The organism is Hydrogenophaga sp. (assembly GCF_019264445.1).
Taxonomy (GTDB): Bacteria; Pseudomonadota; Gammaproteobacteria; order Burkholderiales; family Burkholderiaceae_C; genus Hydrogenophaga.
Genome location: NZ_JAHVAB010000081.1, coordinates 113,927 through 130,546 on the forward strand (window position 1 = coordinate 113,927; position 16,620 = coordinate 130,546).

At 67.6% G+C, this 16,620-nt stretch carries 17 protein-coding genes; 6 read left to right on the forward strand and 11 right to left on the reverse strand.

What is annotated here, in order from left to right:
* The first annotated feature begins 76 nt into the window (after nt 1-76).
* The 4 genes from KXJ60_RS18805 to KXJ60_RS18820 all read left to right on the forward strand — a co-directional run bounded on the left by KXJ60_RS18805 (nt 77) and on the right by KXJ60_RS18820 (nt 3,453).
* Nucleotides 77-610 (forward strand): gluconokinase, encoded by a 534-nt coding sequence (locus tag KXJ60_RS18805; protein WP_291131418.1) that lies wholly within the window; start codon nt 77-79, stop codon nt 608-610.
* Entirely contained in the window at nt 607-1,101 is a 495-nt protein-coding gene (locus KXJ60_RS18810) for a TRAP transporter small permease (RefSeq protein WP_291131420.1), read from the forward strand. The genes KXJ60_RS18805 and KXJ60_RS18810 overlap by 4 nt, the downstream gene beginning before the upstream one ends.
* A complete protein-coding gene (locus KXJ60_RS18815) occupies nt 1,098-2,375 on the forward strand; it encodes a TRAP transporter large permease subunit (RefSeq protein ID WP_291131422.1) in 1,278 nt (425 codons plus the stop codon). The genes KXJ60_RS18810 and KXJ60_RS18815 overlap by 4 nt, the downstream gene beginning before the upstream one ends.
* A gap of 61 nt (nt 2,376-2,436) precedes the next feature.
* Complete coding sequence (locus tag KXJ60_RS18820) at nt 2,437-3,453, forward strand: TRAP transporter substrate-binding protein (RefSeq protein WP_291131423.1); 1,017 nt, start codon at nt 2,437-2,439, stop codon at nt 3,451-3,453.
* 5 nt (nt 3,454-3,458) lie between these two features.
* Here the strand turns inward: KXJ60_RS18820 and sulP are convergent, their stop codons facing one another.
* From sulP to KXJ60_RS18840, 4 genes are read right to left on the reverse strand one after another with little or no spacing between them, the layout of a single operon-like run.
* Complete coding sequence (gene sulP, locus KXJ60_RS18825) at nt 3,459-5,201, reverse strand: sulfate permease (RefSeq protein ID WP_291131425.1); 1,743 nt, start codon at nt 5,199-5,201, stop codon at nt 3,459-3,461.
* Nucleotides 5,202-5,211: 10 nt separating this feature from the next.
* Nucleotides 5,212-5,646: a YeeE/YedE family protein gene (locus tag KXJ60_RS18830; RefSeq protein WP_291131426.1), complete on the reverse strand. Its 435-nt coding sequence runs from the start codon at nt 5,644-5,646 to the stop codon at nt 5,212-5,214.
* An 11-nt stretch (nt 5,647-5,657) separates the two neighbouring features.
* The gene (locus KXJ60_RS18835) at nt 5,658-6,095 is read right to left on the reverse strand and encodes a YeeE/YedE family protein (RefSeq protein WP_291131428.1); all 438 of its coding nucleotides are present in this window, start codon (nt 6,093-6,095) and stop codon (nt 5,658-5,660) included.
* The gene (locus KXJ60_RS18840) at nt 6,092-6,418 is read right to left on the reverse strand and encodes a metalloregulator ArsR/SmtB family transcription factor (protein ID WP_291131429.1); all 327 of its coding nucleotides are present in this window, start codon (nt 6,416-6,418) and stop codon (nt 6,092-6,094) included. The genes KXJ60_RS18835 and KXJ60_RS18840 overlap by 4 nt, the downstream gene beginning before the upstream one ends.
* Before the next feature lie 92 nt (nt 6,419-6,510).
* On the opposite strand from KXJ60_RS18840, the gene KXJ60_RS18845 reads away from it, so the two are divergent.
* Complete coding sequence (locus KXJ60_RS18845; protein WP_291131430.1) at nt 6,511-7,386, forward strand: MBL fold metallo-hydrolase; 876 nt, start codon at nt 6,511-6,513, stop codon at nt 7,384-7,386.
* Between the two features lie 60 nt (nt 7,387-7,446).
* Here KXJ60_RS18845 and KXJ60_RS18850 read toward each other — a convergent pair whose 3' ends face one another.
* From KXJ60_RS18850 to KXJ60_RS18880, 7 genes are all read right to left on the reverse strand, one after another.
* The gene (locus tag KXJ60_RS18850) at nt 7,447-7,794 is read right to left on the reverse strand and encodes a hypothetical protein (protein ID WP_291131432.1); all 348 of its coding nucleotides are present in this window, start codon (nt 7,792-7,794) and stop codon (nt 7,447-7,449) included.
* A gap of 190 nt (nt 7,795-7,984) precedes the next feature.
* Nucleotides 7,985-9,559 (reverse strand): glucose-6-phosphate isomerase, encoded by a 1,575-nt coding sequence (pgi, locus tag KXJ60_RS18855; protein WP_291131434.1) that lies wholly within the window; start codon nt 9,557-9,559, stop codon nt 7,985-7,987.
* 9 nt (nt 9,560-9,568) lie between these two features.
* Nucleotides 9,569-10,207 carry a bifunctional 4-hydroxy-2-oxoglutarate aldolase/2-dehydro-3-deoxy-phosphogluconate aldolase gene (gene eda / locus KXJ60_RS18860; RefSeq protein WP_291131435.1) on the reverse strand — a complete coding sequence of 213 codons (639 nt, stop codon included), beginning with the start codon at nt 10,205-10,207 and terminating at the stop codon, nt 9,569-9,571.
* A 10-nt stretch (nt 10,208-10,217) separates the two neighbouring features.
* Nucleotides 10,218-12,098, reverse strand: a complete 1,881-nt coding sequence (gene edd / locus KXJ60_RS18865; protein WP_291131437.1) for a phosphogluconate dehydratase — start codon at nt 12,096-12,098, stop codon at nt 10,218-10,220.
* 14 nt (nt 12,099-12,112) lie between these two features.
* Nucleotides 12,113-12,856 carry a 6-phosphogluconolactonase gene (pgl, locus tag KXJ60_RS18870; protein ID WP_291131439.1) on the reverse strand — a complete coding sequence of 248 codons (744 nt, stop codon included), beginning with the start codon at nt 12,854-12,856 and terminating at the stop codon, nt 12,113-12,115.
* A gap of 4 nt (nt 12,857-12,860) precedes the next feature.
* Nucleotides 12,861-14,336 (reverse strand): glucose-6-phosphate dehydrogenase, encoded by a 1,476-nt coding sequence (zwf, locus tag KXJ60_RS18875; RefSeq protein ID WP_291131440.1) that lies wholly within the window; start codon nt 14,334-14,336, stop codon nt 12,861-12,863.
* Between the two features lie 122 nt (nt 14,337-14,458).
* Complete coding sequence (locus KXJ60_RS18880; RefSeq protein WP_291131441.1) at nt 14,459-15,472, reverse strand: PfkB family carbohydrate kinase; 1,014 nt, start codon at nt 15,470-15,472, stop codon at nt 14,459-14,461.
* A gap of 136 nt (nt 15,473-15,608) precedes the next feature.
* On the opposite strand from KXJ60_RS18880, the gene KXJ60_RS18885 reads away from it, so the two are divergent.
* Entirely contained in the window at nt 15,609-16,607 is a 999-nt protein-coding gene (locus tag KXJ60_RS18885) for a sugar ABC transporter substrate-binding protein (protein ID WP_291131444.1), read from the forward strand.
* Nucleotides 16,608-16,620: the final 13 nt, after the last annotated feature.

Sequence of the window (16,620 nt, forward strand, 5' to 3'; positions counted from 1 at the left end):
CCCGCCACATGGTTTGAAGAGCCGACGGACTTGCAGGTCGCCGCTCTTTTTCAATCTCACGGGATAGCGCTACCCAATGAATGCACCGCCCGAAAACACCTCCCTCGTCGTCATGGGCGTGGCGGGTTGCGGCAAGTCCAGCCTGGGCCAGCTTTGTGCGCAGGCACTGGGGCTGCCCCTGCTGGAAGGCGACGACTTCCACTCCGCGAGCAACGTGGCCAAGATGCGCAGCGGCACGCCGCTGAGCGACGACGACCGCGCCGCCTGGCTCGACGCGCTGGCCGCCGAGCTGCAGGCGCGCCCGCAGGGCGTGGTGCTGACGTGCTCGGCGCTCAAGCGCCGTTACCGCGACCGCCTGCGCGCTGCCACGCCCGGCCTGCGCTTTGTGTTCCTGGAGCTCACGCAGGAGCAGGCGCGCGAGCGCGTGGCCGCACGGCCAGCGCACCTGTTCCCGGTGAGCCTGGTGGCGAGTCAGTTCGCCACCCTCGAGGACCCGAGCAGCGAGCCCGGCGTGTTGCCGCTGAATGCCAGCCAGTCGCTGCAAGACCTCGGCGCGGCCGTGGTGCGCTGGGTGCGCACCGAAACCCCTTCTCTGGAGACCCGCTCATGAAACTGGGCCAAGTTCTGAGGCATGGCATTGAAGCCTTGCTTGCGCTGTGCCTGCTGGGCATGGTGATCTGTGTGTTTGGCAACGTGATGCTGCGCTACTTCTGGGGCACCGGCTGGGTGGTGTCGGAAGAGTTGTCGCGCCTGCTGTTCGTCTGGCTGGTGTGTCTCTCGGCCACGCTGGCCTTTGGTGAACACAAGCACCTGGGCTTTGACCTGGTGACCGCGCGCCTCAAGGGCGCGCCTGCCGCGGTGTTCCGCTGGCTCACGCGCGGCCTGATCGCGCTGGCCCTGTATTACCTGATCGACGGCTCGTGGTCGCAGGTGCTGGTGGGCCTGGACAGCCGCAGCCCCGTGATGAACACGCCGCTGGCGGTGGGCGCGGCGGGCACGCTGGTGATGGGGGTGTGCATGGCGGTGCTGCTGGTGCTGCAAGCCTGGGACGACCTGCATGGCCGCGGCCCCGAAACGCTGAGCGAAGGGGAGCGCGCATGACCATCGCCATCTTCTTGCTGGTGCTGTTTGCCACCATGACGGTGGGGGTGCCGATTGCGTTCGCGCTGATGCTCACTGCGCTGGCGCTCATGGTGCACCTGGACTTCTTTGATGCCCAGTTGCTCGCCCAGAACGTGCAGGCCGGGTTCGACAGCTTCCCGCTGCTGGCCGTGCCGTTCTTCATTCTGGCGGGCGAGCTCATGAACGCCGGCGGCCTGAGCCGGCGCATCATCGACCTGGCGCGCGCGATGGTGGGCCATGTGCCCGGCGGTCTGGGCTATGTGGCGATTGCCGCCTCGGTGTTGCTCGCGTCCATGAGCGGTTCAGCCATTGCCGACACCGCCGCGCTGGCCACGCTGCTGTTGCCCATGATGCGGCGGCAGAACTACCCGGACGGATCGAGCGCAGGCCTGATTGCTTCGGGCGGCATCATCGCGCCGATCATTCCGCCGTCCATGCCGATGGTGATTTACGGTGTGACGACCAACACCTCGATCAGCAAACTGTTTCTCTCGGGCATCGTGCCGGGCTTGATGATGGCCGTTGCCCTGGTGCTGGTGTGGCGCTGGGTCGCCAAGGACAAGCAGCTCTCGGTGGCCACCAAAACCACCTGGCCCGAGCGCCGCCAGGCCCTGGCGAGCAGCGCGTGGGCGCTGATGATGCCGGTGATCATCATTGGCGGTCTGCGCATGGGCTTCTTCACGCCCACCGAGGCCGCCGTGGTGGCCGCGGTGTATGCGTTGATCGTGGCCACGCTGGTGTACCGCGAGCTCAACCTGGCCGGCGTGTACCGCGTACTGGTGGACGCTGCGCGCACCACCGGCGTGGTGATGTTCCTCTGCGGTGCCGCCACCGCGGCGTCTTACATGATCACGCTGGCCGATCTGCCCAACGAGCTGGCGCGCAACATGGGGCCGCTGCTCTCCGAGCCCATGCTGTTCATGGCGGTGGTGTGCCTGTTCCTGCTGGCGGTCGGCATGGTGATGGACCTCACGCCCACCATCCTGATCCTGGCGCCTGTGCTAGCGCCGTTGGCGGCCAAGGCCGGCATCGACCCCGTGTACTTCGGCTTTGTGTTCATCTTCGTGGGCTGCCTGGGGCTGCTCACGCCGCCGGTGGGCACGGTGCTCAACGTGGTGGCCGGTGTCGGGCGCCTGCGCATGGAGACCGTGATCCGCGGTGTCATGCCTTTCCTGTTGATCTACATGGCCATGCTGGCCCTGCTCATCGTGTTCCCGGCCATCGTGTTGTGGCCTCTCAAGCTGATGTTCTGACACTCAGCGTCCGTTCGTTCCCCCACGGCATTGCGCCGCATCCACTCCGAGGAGATAGACCATGAAATTGAAACAACTCGCCATCACCGCTGCGGTCGCGCTGGCCACCCTGGGTGCGGGTATTGCCCAGGCACAGGACATCAAGCCGCGCCTGATCCGCTTTGGCTACGGCCTCAACGAAGCCTCCAACCAGGGCCGCGCCACCAAGCTGTTTGCCGAAGAAGTTGAAAAGGCCTCGGGCGGCAAGATGAAGATCCGCGCCATCGGCGCCGCCGCGCTCGGCTCGGACGTACAGATGCAGCAAGCCCTGATCGGTGGCGCGCAGGAAATGATGGTGGGCTCCACCGCCACGTTGGTGGGCATCACCAAGGAAATGGCGATCTGGGACACGCCCTTCCTGTTCAACAACGCCCAGGAAGCCGATGCCGTGCTCGACGGCCCGGTGGGCCAGAAGGTGATGGACAAGCTCCAGGAAAAAGGCCTCGTGGGCCTGGTGTACTGGGAGAACGGTTTCCGCAACCTCACCAACAACAAGCGCGCCGTCACCAAGCTCGAAGACATGGACGGCATCAAGCTGCGCGTGATGCAGAACAACGTGTTCATCGACAGCTTCAAGACCCTGGGGGCGAACGCCGTGCCGCTGCCGTTCTCCGAGCTCTTCACCGCGCTGGAAACCAAGACAGTGGATGGCCAGGAGAACCCGTACAACACCATCCTCTCCAGCAAGTTCTACGAAGTGCAGAAGTACCTGACGGTGACCAACCACGTGTACAGCCCGTGGATCGTGACCGTGAGCAAGAAGTACTGGGACCAGCTGAGCAAGGACGAGCAGAAGGTGCTGATGGACGCCGCGAAAAAGAGCCGCGACTTCGAGCGCAAGGACACGCGCGCCGAAGCCGACAAGGCGCTGGCCGATCTCAAGGCCAAGGGCATGCAGATCAACCAGCTCTCGCCTGCCGAAGCCAACCGCATGCGCGATCAGCTGACCCGCATCAACGCGTCCATCGCCACCAACGTGGGCATGGACCTGTGGAAGGAAACGCAAGCCGCTGTGGCCAAGGCGCGCGGCGCGAAATAAGCCAGTCAGCCCACACCAGGCGCCAGTTCATGGACCGCCTGGTAGTGGCTGAGGAAGACCTTGCCGCTGAGCGTCTGCAGGAAATGCGTGCGCTTGAGCCGGTCCATTACCGGGCCTTTCACCTCTGAAAGATGCAGGCAGATGCCGGCGTCGTGCAGGCGCCGGTCGATCGCTTCCAGGCTTTCCAGTGCACTGGCGTCGATATCGTTGATGGCCGAGCACTGCAGCACCACATGTTTGAGCCCGGGGTGTGTGGCCACGGCGCTGTTCACACGGTCTTCCAGGGCGCGTGAGTTGGCAAAGTAAAGGCTCTCGTCCACACGAAGGCCCAGCACGTCGGGCGTGGTGAGCACAGCGTGCCGCTCGACGTTGCGAAAGTGCTGCGTGCCTGGCACCAGGCCCACTTCGGCCATGTGCGGGCGGCTGGTGCGAAACAGGTGGAGCGCCAGCGACACGCCCACGCCCACCACCAGGCCCGCCTCCACCCCCACACCCAGCGTGGTGAGCAGGGTGGCCAGCACGGCCATGAAGTCTGGCTTCGACACCGTCCACGTCTTGCGAAAGATGCTGAAGTCCACCAGCGACAGCACGGCCACCACGATGGTGGCGGCCAGGGTGGCCTGTGGCAGGTAGAACAGCGCTGGCGTGAGAAACAGCGAGGCCAGCAAGATGCCGCCCGCGGTGAACACCCCCGCAGCCGGCGTTTGCGCGCCCGCATCGAAGTTCACCACCGAACGCGCGAAGCCACCCGTGACCGGAAACCCGCCCGTGAAGGCTGCGCCCAGGTTGCTCGCGCCCAGGGCCACGAGCTCCTGGTCGGGGTCGATGCGCTGGCGCCGTTTGGCTGCCAGCGTCTGGCCGACCGACACCGACTCCACAAAGCCCACCACGCTGATGAGCAGCGCGGGCACCAGCAGCGACTGCCAGAGCGACAGGTCCCACAGCGGCAGCGTGAAGGGCGGCAGGCCTTGGGGCACCGTGCCCACGATCTTCACGCCCTGCTGCTGCCATTGCAGGGCCCAGGTCAGCAGGGCGGTGACACCGATCGCGGCAATCGGCCCTGTCTTGGCCAGCAGGTCGGCCGCGCGGGCGGGCAGGCCGGCGCGCACCAGCAGGGGCTTGAGGCCGCTGCGCACCCAGAAGAGAAACGCCAGGCTGGCCAGGCCCACCAGCGCGGTGAGCGCGTGCACGTGCGGCAGCTGCGCCAGCAGCGAACGAAACAGCTCGACGAAGTTGTGCCCTTCGGCTTTGACGCCCAGCAAGGTCTTGAGCTGGCTGGCCGCAATCAGCAGGCCCGACGCGGTGATGAAACCCGAGATGACCGGGTGGCTAAGGAAGTTGGCGAGGAACCCCAGCCGCAACACACCCATCAGCAGCAGCATCGCGCCCGACAGAAACGCCAGCGTGATGGCCACGGTCCAGTAAGCCTGCGAGCCCGCCACCGCATGCTCGCCAATGGCCGCCGCCGTCATGAGCGAGACCACCGCCACCGGGCCCACGGCAAGCACCCGGCTGGAGCCCAGCACCGCGTACAGCAACAGGGGCGCCACGCTCGCGTACAGCCCGACCTCGGGCGGCAGGCCGGCAAGCATCGCGTACGCCAGGCTCTGCGGGATCAGCATGACCGTGACGATGAGCGCGGCCACCCCGTCGCTCATGAGCGTGTCGCGCTGGTACCCGCGTGCCCATGCCAGCACGGGCAGCGAGAGCCGCCAGCGGGTGAGCGGGCCAGACGGTGCGGCGTTCATGTGAGGTCTTTCAGCCGGCAGAGTGACGACGGCTCGTGCGGCGCTCGGCCCATTCGTACACCGCCATGCCGACCACCATGGCCGCGACGAACACGGCGGCCTTCACCTCCCCGGAGGCCATCGACACGATGCCCGGTCCCGGGCAGAAGCCGGCCAGGCCCCAGCCTGCGCCGAAGGTCAGGCCACCGAGCACCAGGCGCCGGTCGATCTGCGTGGCCTTGGGCAGGTGCAGCGCACCGCCCAGAAAGTTGGTGGTGCGCTTGCGGGCCAGTGCGAAGGCAAAGAAGCCCACCGCGATGGCGCCGCCCATGACGAACGCGAGAGACGGGTCCCACGTGCCAAAGAGGTCGAGGAAGCCGAGCACCTTGCCCGGGTCGGTCATGCCGGAGAGCAGCAGGCCCAGGCCGAAGAGCAGGCCCACGAAAAATTCTGTGATGCGGTGCATGGTGGGGTTCCTCAGAGCAGGTGGCGGATCACGAAAACCATGGCGAAGCCCGCGCCCATGAAGGCGAGGGTGGCCACGAGCGAGCGCGGCGACAGGCGCGAGAGCCCGCACACGCCGTGGCCGCTGGTGCAGCCCGAGCCGTAGCGCGTGCCCAGCCCGACGAGCAGGCCCGCGGCCACGATGGCGCCCAACCCGGCGTCAATGCGCGGTGCCTGCACGAAGCCCGCTGGCGCCAGCAGACCGAACACCAGCGGTGCGGCCAGCATGCCCAGCAGAAAGGCCACGCGCCAGCCGGCGTCGCCCGCGCGGGGTGGCAGCAGCCCACCCAGAATGCCGCTGATGCCCAGCACGCGTCCATTCAGAAGAATGAACAAGGCCGATGCGACACCCAACAGAATGCCGCCCGCCAGAGAGGCCCAAGGGGTGAAGTTCGCCCAATCGATCGTCATGACTTTCTCCGTTTCTTGCCGCAAAACTGGGCGTACAGCACCTGCATCACCGCCAGCGCTTGCGGGCTGTCGAGCAGGTAGTAAATGTTTTTGCCGTCGCGCCGCGTGGTCACGAGCGCCTCTTCGCGCAACACCGTGAGTTGCTGCGACAGCGTGGGCTGAACGATGCCCAACAGCGCTTCGAGTTCGCCCACGCGGTATTCGCCCTGGGAGAGTTGGCACAGGATGAGCAGGCGGTCCGGGTTGGACAGCACCTTCATCAGCCGGCAGGCCTCGGCGGCGGCAGCCTGCATGTCGTCGAGATCCAGTGTCTCCTTGTTCATCGGGGTTCCTTGGCGTTCAACATGGCGCTCATTCTATTGACTAACAATATATAAGTCAATAAACTATTTTGAACTTAATTGAAGGAGTTGCCATGAAGCCAGACACCATCGCCCCGCAAGTCCACGGCCTCTTTGACCCCGCCACCTGGACCGTCACCTATGTCGTGCACAACGGGGCGGGCAGCGCTTGCGCCATCATCGACCCGGTGCTCGACTACGACCCCAAGGCGGGGCGCACGGGCCACACCTCGGCCGACAAGGTGATCGACTACGTGCAGTCAAACGGGCTGCGGGTGGCGTGGATCCTGGAGACCCATGCGCATGCCGATCACCTTTCCGCCGCGCCGTACCTCAAGGCCCGGCTCGGGGGGCGCCTGGCAATTGGCAGCCACATCACCGCGGTGCAGAAGGTGTTCAAGGGCATCTTCAACCTGGAGCCCGGTTTCAAACCCGATGGCTCGCAGTTCGACCACCTGTTCAAGGATGGGGAGACCTTCGCGGTGGGCGAGCTCGCAGGCGAAGTGCTGTACGTGCCTGGGCACACGCCGGCCTGTGTGGCCTACCGCATCGGCGACGCCGTGTTCGTGGGCGACACCCTGTTCATGCCCGATGTGGGCACCGCGCGCTGTGACTTTCCCGGCGGTGACGCGAAAACGCTCTATGCCTCCACGCGCAAGCTGCTGAGCCTGCCGCCGCAGACGCGGCTGTTCATGTGCCACGATTACCCGCCCGGCGGCCGCGCCGTGCGGTTCGAGACCACCGTGGCCGAGCAGCGTGCCCACAACATCCACGTGCACGACGGGGTGAGCGAGGAGGCCTTCGTGGCCATGCGCACCCAGCGCGACGCCACGCTGGAGATGCCGGTGCTGATCCTGCCGTCCGTGCAGATCAACATCCGCGCGGGCCAGCTGCCGCCGGCGGAAGACAACGGCACGACCTACCTCAAGATCCCGGTGAACGCGGTGTGAGTCCTGTGGTCTAACGGGTGGTGTGGGTGGGCTGCCCGAGCTGGCAGCCTGGCAGGAGCCTCAGCGCCGCTGGCCGCGCTGGAAGGCTTGCAGCTGGGCTTTGGAGACGTTGCCTTCAAACAGCGGCGTGAGGTCGGCCACGGCGGCCAGTGCGCTGGACTCGTCGCGCTGCAGGCACAGGGCCTGCGCCAGGTCCGCCCGCAGAAACCAGAGGGCTTCAATGCTGGAGGCGTAGCGGATGCGGTGCTCAAGCTGGGGGTTGAGCTCGGCGCCGCGCAGGCCCAGCAGGCGCAGCATGGACTTCTGGATCAGCACCATCGTCTGGGGGTCTGGCGCCTTCACGGCCGACTCGGCGTTCGGCGTGAGGATCGACGTCAGGGTGCTGAGGAAAGTCTTGACTCTTTGCATGCTGGTGAGTGCTTCCCGTGTGTGCGGAACCTGCGTGATTCGCGCCTGTCGTGGAGAAAGCTGGAGCGGTTATACCCGAGACCGTATTTTCCGGGCAATTGTGCGTCATAACGCACGCTTTGACGCTTTATTCCACCGCAATGCACGCGCACCAGCCATCAGGCGACCAGCCGAGTGGCCGGCCGCCGGGTCACTTGCCGGCCTTTTCCATGGCCTTGGCCATCGTCTTGCCCAGCTCCACTCCCCACTGGTCGTAGGCGTTGATGCCCCAGATGGCCGCCTGCGTGAACACCTTGTGTTCGTACAGCGCGATCAGCGCGCCCAGGCGGGCCGGGTCGAGGCGGTCCAGCCACAGGAGGTGGCTGGGGATGTTGCCCTCGAAGCTGCGGTGGGGCGCCATGGCCGCCGCATCGGTGGCACTCAGGCCGTCTTTTTCCAGCAGTGCTTGCGTGTCGGCCAGCGTGCGGCCGCGCGCCATGGCCTCGGCCTGGGCGCGCAGGTTGAGGTTGACGACCGCGTGGTGCGTGGCGGCCATGGGCAGCGGGGTGTCTTCGTTCTGCACGCCGATGAAATCCACCGGCACGGTGTGCCGGCCCTGGTGGATGAGCTGAAAGTAGGCGTGCTGGCCATCAATGCCCAGGCCGCCCCAGACGATAGGGCCGGTGTCGATGTCCACAGGGGTGCCGTTGCTGTGCGTGCGTTTGCCGTTGGACTCCATTTCCATCTGCTGCACGAAGGGCGTGAAGCGCACCAGGCGCGATGCATACGGGACGATGAGATGCGTGGGCAGGTTCAGGAAGTTGCGGTTCCAGATGCCGTTGAGCGCCAGTTGCACCGGCAGGTTCTGCGCCAGGGGGGCGGTGCAGAAGTGCTCGTCCATGGCGCGCGCGCCGGCGAGGAAGAGGCGGAAGTGTTCTTTGCCGATGGCAATCGCCAGTGGCAGACCCAGCGACGACCACACCGAGTAGCGCCCGCCCACCCAGTCCCAGAAGAGGAAGGTGCGCTCGGCGGGGTAGCCCAGCCGGGCGGCGGTGTCCGGGCTGGCGGTGATGGCCACCAGGTGCTGTGCCAGCGCGTCCGGCGGGCAGCCGTGATCGGTGAGCCAGCGCTGCGCGCTCGCGGCGTTGGTGAGGGTTTCCTGCGTGGTGAAGGTCTTGCTGGAAACAATGAAAAGGGTGCGGCTGGCGTCCAGCCCGCGCAGCACGCTCCAGAGCGCCCATGCGTCGGGGTTGGACACATAGTGCACCCGCACACCGGGGTGGGCCAGGTGCGCCAGCGCGTCGGCCGCCATGCGCGGGCCGAGGTCCGAGCCGCCGATGCCGATGTTGACCACGTCGGTGATGGTGTCGCCGCGGTGGCCTTTCACGCTGCCCGCGCGCAGGGCTTCGGCAAAGTCGCCGATGCGCGCGAGCTCGCGCTGCACGTCGGCCTGCACCGCCGCACCCCAGGGGCCGGTGTGCAGCGGGTCGCCGCGCAGGGCGACGTGGAGCACGGGGCGGTCTTCGGTGGCGTTGATGCGATCGCCCCGGAACAGGGCTTCGCGCTGCGCCTCCACACCAGCCTGTTCGGCCAGGGCGACCAGAGCCTGCTGGATGGCGGGACTGACGCGCTGGCGGCTGGCATCGAGCGTGATGCCTGCGGCGCGCAGCGTCATGTGGTCGGGGCGGCCCGCGTCGGCGGACAGCAGATCGCGAAGGTGCGGCTGGGGCGCGTGGGCCAGGGATTGCAGCTGGGCCCAGGCGGGCAGGGTGTGGGGCGTCGTCATGGCGAGAATTTACACGCCCGCCGACAGGGTGCTGGCTTCGCGGGCGAGCCGGGCGATGCGCTTCCAGTCGCCCTGGCGCAGCGCATCGGAGGGCGTGAGCCAGGAGCCGCCGGCCATGGCCACGTTGGGCAGCGCCAGGAAATCGCGCAGGTTGTCGGTGCTCACGCCGCCGGTGGGGCAGAAGCGCACGTCGGGCAGCGGCGCCCCCAGCGCCTTGAGCATGCCGATGCCGCCGGCCTGCGAGGCCGGAAACAGCTTCATGAGCGTGAACCCGTGGTCGCGGGCGCGCATCACCTCGCCGGGCGTCATCACGCCGGGAATGAAGGGCAGGTTGGCCTTGCGCACGGCTTCCACGAGCGCGTCGGTGCAGCCCGGTGACAGGGCGAACTTCGCGCCGGCGTTGATGACCTGTGCGACCTCGGCCGCGCGGGTCACGGTGCCTGCGCCCAGGTGCATCTTGGGCACGGCGCGCGCCACGGCCTCGATGGCGCGCAGCGCCACGCCGGAGCGCAGGGTGATCTCCATCACGTCAATGCCGCCTTCAAGCAGCGCATGCGCCAGTGGCGCCGCCTGCGCCTCGTCGCTCAGGACGATGACGGGCACGACGCGGGAGGTGAAGCTGGGGTGGGAAAAACAGGTGGTCGTCATGGGGTCGGGCTCAGACAGGGTCGGTTTCAACAATGGCCACAGGGCGGTCCACCGCCAGCGGGCCAAACAGCGGTGAGGCGCCCCATTCGGCAGCGCCTGCGTTCTGGCGGAACAGGCCAAACAGTTCGCGCCCGGTGCCGTGTTCGTTGGCGCTCAGGTCGGGGTGGATCACTTCGCGGCTGGCCAGGGTGTGGGCGTCCACCTCGAGTTCGAGCACGCCGCGCTCGCAGTCCAGCGTGATCCAGTCGCCGTCGCGCACGCGCGCAATCGGGCCGTTGGCCAGGGCCTCGGGGCTCAGGTGGATGGCCGCGGGCACCTTGCCCGAGGCGCCCGACATGCGCCCGTCGGTCACCAGCGCCACCTTGAAGCCTTTGTCCTGCAGCACGGCCAGCGGTGGCGTGAGCTTGTGCAGCTCGGGCATGCCGTTGGCGCGCGGGCCCTGGTAGCGCACCACGGCAATCAGGTCGCGTTCGAGTTGCCCGGCGTTGAACAGGGCGAGCAGGTCCTGCTGGTCGCTGACCACCACGGCCTGGGCGCGCACCACGCGGTGCTCGGGCTTGACGGCCGAGACTTTCACCACGCTGCGGCCCAGGTTGCCCTGCAGCAGGCGCAGCCCGCCGTCGGCGCTGAAGGGTGCGTCCACCGGGCGCAGCACCGACAGGTCGCCGCTGAGTGCCGGCACCGGCCGCCAGGCGAGCTGGCCGTTGTCGAGCCAGGGTTCGCGCGCGTAGGCGTCCAGGCCCGGGCCCATGACGGTGTTCACGTCGGCGTGCAGCAGGCCGGCGGCGAGCAGTTCTTTCATGAGAAAGCCCATGCCCCCGGCGGCGTGGAAGTGGTTCACGTCGGCGCTGCCGTTGGGGTACACGCGCGCCAGCAGCGGCACCACGTGCGAGAGCTCGGCGAAGTCGTCCCAGTCGATCAGCACGCCGGCAGCGCGCGCCATGGCCACCAGGTGCAGCGTGTGGTTGGTCGAGCCACCGGTGGCGAGCAGGCCGATGATGCCGTTGACCAGCGTTTTCTCGTTGACGATGTCGGCCAGGCACAGCGCGGGCTCACCCGTGCGCCCGGTGTTGGCCACCGCGCGCTTGACGGCGCCCAGCGTGAGGGCATCGCGCAGCGGCGTGCCGGGGTTGACGAAGGAGGCGCCTGGCAGGTGCAGGCCCATGATTTCCATCAGCATCTGGTTGCTGTTGGCCGTGCCGTAGAAGGTGCAGGTGCCGGGGCTGTGGTACGCCTGTGCCTCCGATTCGAGCAGTGCGTCGCGGCCCACCAGGCCTTGTGCGTACTGCTGGCGTACCTTGGCCTTGGCGTCGTTGGACAGGCCGGAGGTCATGGGGCCGGCGGGCACGAACACGGTGCTCAGGTGACCGAACTGCAGCGCGCCCATGAAGAGGCCCGGCACGATCTTGTCGCAGATGCCCAGCATGAGCGAGGCGTCAAACACGTTGTGCGAGAGCGCCACGGCGGTCGAGAGCGCGATGACGTCGCGCGAGAACAGCGAGAGCTCCATGCCGGCGGCACCCTGCGTGACGCCGTCGCACATGGCGGGCACGCCACCGGCCACCTGCGCGGTGGCGCCCAGCGTGTGCGCGTGGTCGCGGATTTTTTGCGGGTAGGTCTCGTACGGCTGGTGCGCCGAGAGCATGTCGTTGTAGGCGGTGACGATGCCGATGTGTGGCGCACGCTCGGCGTGGATCTTGAGTTTGTCGGCCAGCGGCAGCGCGGCCGTGGTGTGGGCCATGTTGGCGCAGCCCATGCCGGAGCGCTGCGTACCCGCCTTGCGTTGCGCGGCGGTGGCGGCCAGGTAGGCAGCGCGCGTGCCGGCGCTGCGCTCGGTGATGCGGCGGGTGACGTGGTCGATGGTGGCGTGGAGTGGGGCTTGGGTGGTCATCGTGGGGATCTCGGTCAGGCCAGCCAGACACTGACGGGCGTGAGGTGTTGGTTGAGCACGAGCGAGACGGGCAGGCTCTCGTCCGCGGCGCGTTGGGCCTGCTGGAACACGGCGAGCTTGCTGGCGCCGGTGATCGACAGGGCAATTTCGCGTGTGGCCAGCAGGGCTGGCAGGGTGAGCGTGAGGCGCGGATGTGGTGCGTTCGACGCCGGGCCGGGGCGCAGCCAGGTCACGGGTCCGCTGCCATGCAGCGCACGGGCCAGGCCCGCTGCGCCGGGGAAGATCGAGGCGGTGTGGCCGTCTTCCCCCATGCCCAGCACGGCCACGTCCATGGGCCAGGGTTGGGCCGCCAGGCGTTCGTTGGCGGCGCCAGCCAGTGCCTCCAGCGCGCGGTCATCCAGCGAAGCAGGCAGCTGATCGAAGAAGGGCACGAAGTGAGCGGCTGCGGCGGCGCCTTGCAGCAGGTGGGTGCGCACCAGGGCGGTGTTGCTGTCGGCGTGGTCGTGCGGGACACAGCGCTCGTCCACCAGCAGCACGCTCACGTGCGACCACGCCACGGTCTGCTGGCGCAGCTGCTCGAACATCGCCACGGGTGACTTGCCCCCCGAGACCGCGAGCACCGCGTGGCCGCGCGTGGTGATGGCCTCGCGCAGGCGCCGCGCAATGTGGCGCGCCAGCTGCTGTGCGAGTTCCGCCGTGCTGCCGGCGGGGTGCACCTGCAGCGTGCCGGGTGGAAGGGGCTCGGTGTGCTTGTCCATGTGCTCAGGCTTCTTCAACCCAGGCCGAACCTTCGCGCGCCATCAGGGCGGAGGAGGCCGCAGGCCCCCAGCTGCCAGCGGTGTAGGGGCGCGGCTTCTCGCTGAGGTTGCGCCAGCCGTCCAGGATGGGTTCGACCCAGGTCCACGCGGCTTCGAGTTCGTCGCGCCGCATGAAGTGCGTGAGGCGCCCCTTGATCACGTCCATCAGCAGGCGTTCGTAGGCTTCGGCGCGGCGCGTGCTGAAGGCGGACTCCAGGTCCAGATCGAGGCTCACCGGGCGCAGGCGCATGCCGCTGCCGGGTTCCTTGGCCATCATCTGGAGTTGCACGTGTTCTTCGGGCTGCAGGCGGATCATCAGGCGGTTGACGGGCTGGCGCGGTGCGTCGGGGAAGATGGTGTAGGGCAGGTCGGCGAACTCGATGACGATCTCCGAGCGGCGCTCGGCCATGCGCTTGCCCGTGCGCAGGAAGATCGGCACGTTGGCCCAGCGCCAGTTGTTGATGTGGGCGCGCAGCGCCACAAAGGTTTCGGTGGTGCTGTCGGCAGGCACGTTGTCTTCTTGCAGGTAGCTCACGGCCTTGTCGCCGTTGGAGGCACCCGCTGTGTACTGGCCGCGCACCGTGTCGCGGGCCACATCGGCCTCGGTCATGGGGCGCAGCGAGCGCAGCACCTTGAGCTTTTCGTCGCGCACGGCGTCGGGGTCGAGCGAGACCGGTGGCTCCATGGCCACGATGCACAGCAGCTGCAGCAGGTGGTTCTGCACCATGTCGCGCAGCGCGCCGGTGCCGTCGTAGAAGCCGGCGCGGCTGCCCACGCCCACCGACTCGGCCACCGTGATCTGCACGCTCTTGATGTAGGGGCTGCGCCACAGGGGCTCGAAGATGATGTTGCCAAAGCGCAGCACCATGAGGTTTTGCACCGTTTCCTTGCCCAGGTAGTGGTCGATGCGGAAGGTTTGCGCTTCGGTGAAGTAGCGGCCCACCTCGTCGTTGATGGCGCGTGCCGAGGCCAGGTCGTGGCCCAGCGGCTTTTCCAGCACCACGCGTGAGCGCGGGTCGATCAACCCCGCGCCGTGCAGGTGTGCGCAGATGCCGGTGAACAGCGTGGGGGCGGTGGCCAGGTAGTACACGCGGTCCGAGCCCGGCTGCAGGGCGCTGGCGAGCTTGTCAAAGTCGCTGGCCTGGGTGGCATCGATGCACACGTAGTTCAGGCGCGCCAGAAAGCCCAGCCACGCGGCATGCTCCAGCGCCGGGGGATCGATGAAGTCGCGCACCTTGTCGTGCACGAAGGCGTTGAAGGCCTGGCGGTCCCAGGGCTGGCGGCCCAGTGCGTGAATGCGCGTGGCCTCGGGCAGGTTGTTGTGCAGGTGCGCCATGTAGAGCGCGGGCAGCAGCTTGCGCACGGAGAGATCACCGGCACCTCCGAAGATCACCAGATCGAGTGGCTCGGTGGAGGTGGATGCGGGCGTCGAGGGTGTCATGATCTAATTTAGTTACTTGCGTTTTTGGATTTTATTGTAATCAAGTTACAAACCGGGTTCTTTCTGCATGTCCGGTGCATCACCTTAACCCGATGCACCCCGCCTTGCACCTGCGGGATGCATCAGCATGTGTGCACCGAAGGCGGCGCTGCGCGCAGTCGGGTCTGGACTTCCACCAGGCTGGGCGGCACACAGCCGGTCTGCATCACGCACAGGCTGGCGCTGGCCACTGCATGGGCCAGCAGGTGCCGCACGTCGTCGTCGGTCAAGGGCATAGGGTCTTCGGTGCCGAGCGGATGCGGCGTGGCGCGCTGCAGCAGGGCCACCAGCAGTCCCGCCAGAAAACTGTCGCCCGCGCCCACGGTGTCCGCCACCTTGACCGGTGTGGTTTCGCTGGCGTGCCAGGCGCGCCCATCGCGGTGCAGCAGCATGGCGCCCTGCGCGCCGAGCGTGAGGGCCAGCCAGGTGGCCTGGGTGCGCGCGAGCAGGTCGCGGGCCTGGGCCATCGCATCGCCGCCTTGGAGGGCGAGCAACAGCAGGTCGTCGTCGCTCGCCTTGATCAGGTGGGCTTGCTGCAGGGCCGCCAACACGCTCTCGCGGTACGCACCCATGTCGGACGCCAGGGCCGGGCGCAGGTTGGCGTCCACCACCACCAGCAGGCCCGACGCGCGCTGGGCCTGCAGCCAGGGCAGGTAGCACGGGCTGTCCTCGGGCACCAGCGCGAGGCAGCCCGTGGCCACCACGCGCAGCGTGGGTGCGGCGGCGCAGGCGGCCTTGAGCCCGGCGGCGTCCACCTCGCGGTCGGCCACGCCGTCGCGGTAGAAGCTGTAGGACGCCTTGCCCTGCGCGTCGAGCCCGACCACGGCAAGCGAAGTGGGCTGGGGCACGGCGGCTTCGCGCGCCTGCACCACACCGGCTTGCAACAGACCCGCAGCGAGTTCGCGGCCGAAGCGGTCGTGCGAGAGCGGGTTGAGGTAGAGCGTGCCCACACCCTGCAGGCCCAGCGCCCGGGTGAGGTTGTAAACGGCGCCGCCCGCGCAGGGCCGCAGTCGGCCGTCGGCCTCTTCGATCATGTCGATCAGGGCTTCGCCGGCGGTGGCGATCTGGAGCGGTGGCGTGTGCTTAGGGAAAACCATAATTAAATCCACTTGATTTATTAACCTGCCGAGAAATATAGTTCAACCACCGCGCAGCGACCCTCGTGAAAACCCCAAGAACGCTGCGTTGTGCCCCGATGTCCGCCTTCCCGAAATGCCCTACAGGAGACAAGCCATGAACCGCATCCCCGCATCCTTCTTCGTCGCCTCCGCCCTGACCCTGGCCGCCAGCGCGGCCATGGCGCAGCCCGTGATTGGCCTGATCACCAAGACCGATTCCAACCCCTTCTTCGTGAAGATGAAAGAGGGCGCCGACGCGGAGGCGAAAAAGCTCGGGGCCAAGCTGCTCACGGCCTCGGGCAAGACCGATGGCGACAACGCCGGGCAGGTGACCGCCATGGAAAACATGATCGCCGCCGGCGCCAAGACCATCCTGCTCGCGCCGAGCGATGCCAAGGCCATCATCCCGGCCGTGCGGCGGGCGCAGGCGCAGGGCGTGATGGTGATCGCGCTTGACAGCCCGACCGACCCGGTGAGCGCGGTGGATGGCCTGTTTGCCACCGACAACTACAAGGCCGGCGTGCTGATCGGCCAGTACGCCAAGGCCGCCCTTGGCGGCAAGGCCCCGGTGATCGCCACGCTGGACCTGTTCCCCGGCCACCCGGTCGGCGCGCAGCGCCACAACGGCTTTCTGCAGGGCTACGGCCTGAAGTCGCTCGACGCCAAGAGCAACGACCTCGCCAAGCCCGCCGAGGTGGTGTGCATGGCCGACAGCTTTGGCGATGCGGCAAAAGGCCAGACCGGCATGGAAAACTGCCTGCAGAAGAACCCGGGCATCAACGTGGTCTACACGATCAACGAGCCCGCCGCCGCGGGCGCCTACAAGGCGCTCAAGGCCGCCGGCAAGGAAAAGGACGTGGTCATCGTCTCGGTGGATGGCGGTTGTGCCGGCATCAAGGACGTGGGCGCCGGCGTGATCGCCGCCACCTCGCAGCAGTACCCGCTGCGCATGGCGGCCATGGGTGTGGCGGCGGGCGTGGAATACGCCAAGACCGGCAAGAAGGTGAGTGGCTACACCGACACCGGCGTGACGCTGATCGCGGCCAGGCCGGTGGCCGGCGTGGACAGCAAGGATGTGAAGACCGGCATGGACCTCTGCTGGGGCAACAAGTAACGCAGGGGCCCGG

What these genes read in the sequence shown, in the direction of transcription:
- KXJ60_RS18805 (WP_291131418.1), top strand. Translation starts at nt 77, where the DNA reads ATGAATGCACCGCCCGAAAACACCTCCCTCGTCGTCATGGGCGTGGCG.
- KXJ60_RS18810 (WP_291131420.1), top strand. Translation starts at nt 607, where the DNA reads ATGAAACTGGGCCAAGTTCTGAGGCATGGCATTGAAGCCTTGCTTGCG.
- KXJ60_RS18815 (WP_291131422.1), top strand. Translation starts at nt 1,098, where the DNA reads ATGACCATCGCCATCTTCTTGCTGGTGCTGTTTGCCACCATGACGGTG.
- KXJ60_RS18820 (WP_291131423.1), top strand. Translation starts at nt 2,437, where the DNA reads ATGAAATTGAAACAACTCGCCATCACCGCTGCGGTCGCGCTGGCCACC.
- sulP (WP_291131425.1), bottom strand. Translation starts at nt 5,201, where the DNA reads ATGAACGCCGCACCGTCTGGCCCGCTCACCCGCTGGCGGCTCTCGCTG.
- KXJ60_RS18830 (WP_291131426.1), bottom strand. Translation starts at nt 5,646, where the DNA reads ATGCACCGCATCACAGAATTTTTCGTGGGCCTGCTCTTCGGCCTGGGC.
- KXJ60_RS18835 (WP_291131428.1), bottom strand. Translation starts at nt 6,095, where the DNA reads ATGACGATCGATTGGGCGAACTTCACCCCTTGGGCCTCTCTGGCGGGC.
- KXJ60_RS18840 (WP_291131429.1), bottom strand. Translation starts at nt 6,418, where the DNA reads ATGAACAAGGAGACACTGGATCTCGACGACATGCAGGCTGCCGCCGCC.
- KXJ60_RS18845 (WP_291131430.1), top strand. Translation starts at nt 6,511, where the DNA reads ATGAAGCCAGACACCATCGCCCCGCAAGTCCACGGCCTCTTTGACCCC.
- KXJ60_RS18850 (WP_291131432.1), bottom strand. Translation starts at nt 7,794, where the DNA reads ATGCAAAGAGTCAAGACTTTCCTCAGCACCCTGACGTCGATCCTCACG.
- pgi (WP_291131434.1), bottom strand. Translation starts at nt 9,559, where the DNA reads ATGACGACGCCCCACACCCTGCCCGCCTGGGCCCAGCTGCAATCCCTG.
- eda (WP_291131435.1), bottom strand. Translation starts at nt 10,207, where the DNA reads ATGACGACCACCTGTTTTTCCCACCCCAGCTTCACCTCCCGCGTCGTG.
- edd (WP_291131437.1), bottom strand. Translation starts at nt 12,098, where the DNA reads ATGACCACCCAAGCCCCACTCCACGCCACCATCGACCACGTCACCCGC.
- pgl (WP_291131439.1), bottom strand. Translation starts at nt 12,856, where the DNA reads ATGGACAAGCACACCGAGCCCCTTCCACCCGGCACGCTGCAGGTGCAC.
- zwf (WP_291131440.1), bottom strand. Translation starts at nt 14,336, where the DNA reads ATGACACCCTCGACGCCCGCATCCACCTCCACCGAGCCACTCGATCTG.
- KXJ60_RS18880 (WP_291131441.1), bottom strand. Translation starts at nt 15,472, where the DNA reads ATGGTTTTCCCTAAGCACACGCCACCGCTCCAGATCGCCACCGCCGGC.
- KXJ60_RS18885 (WP_291131444.1), top strand. Translation starts at nt 15,609, where the DNA reads ATGAACCGCATCCCCGCATCCTTCTTCGTCGCCTCCGCCCTGACCCTG.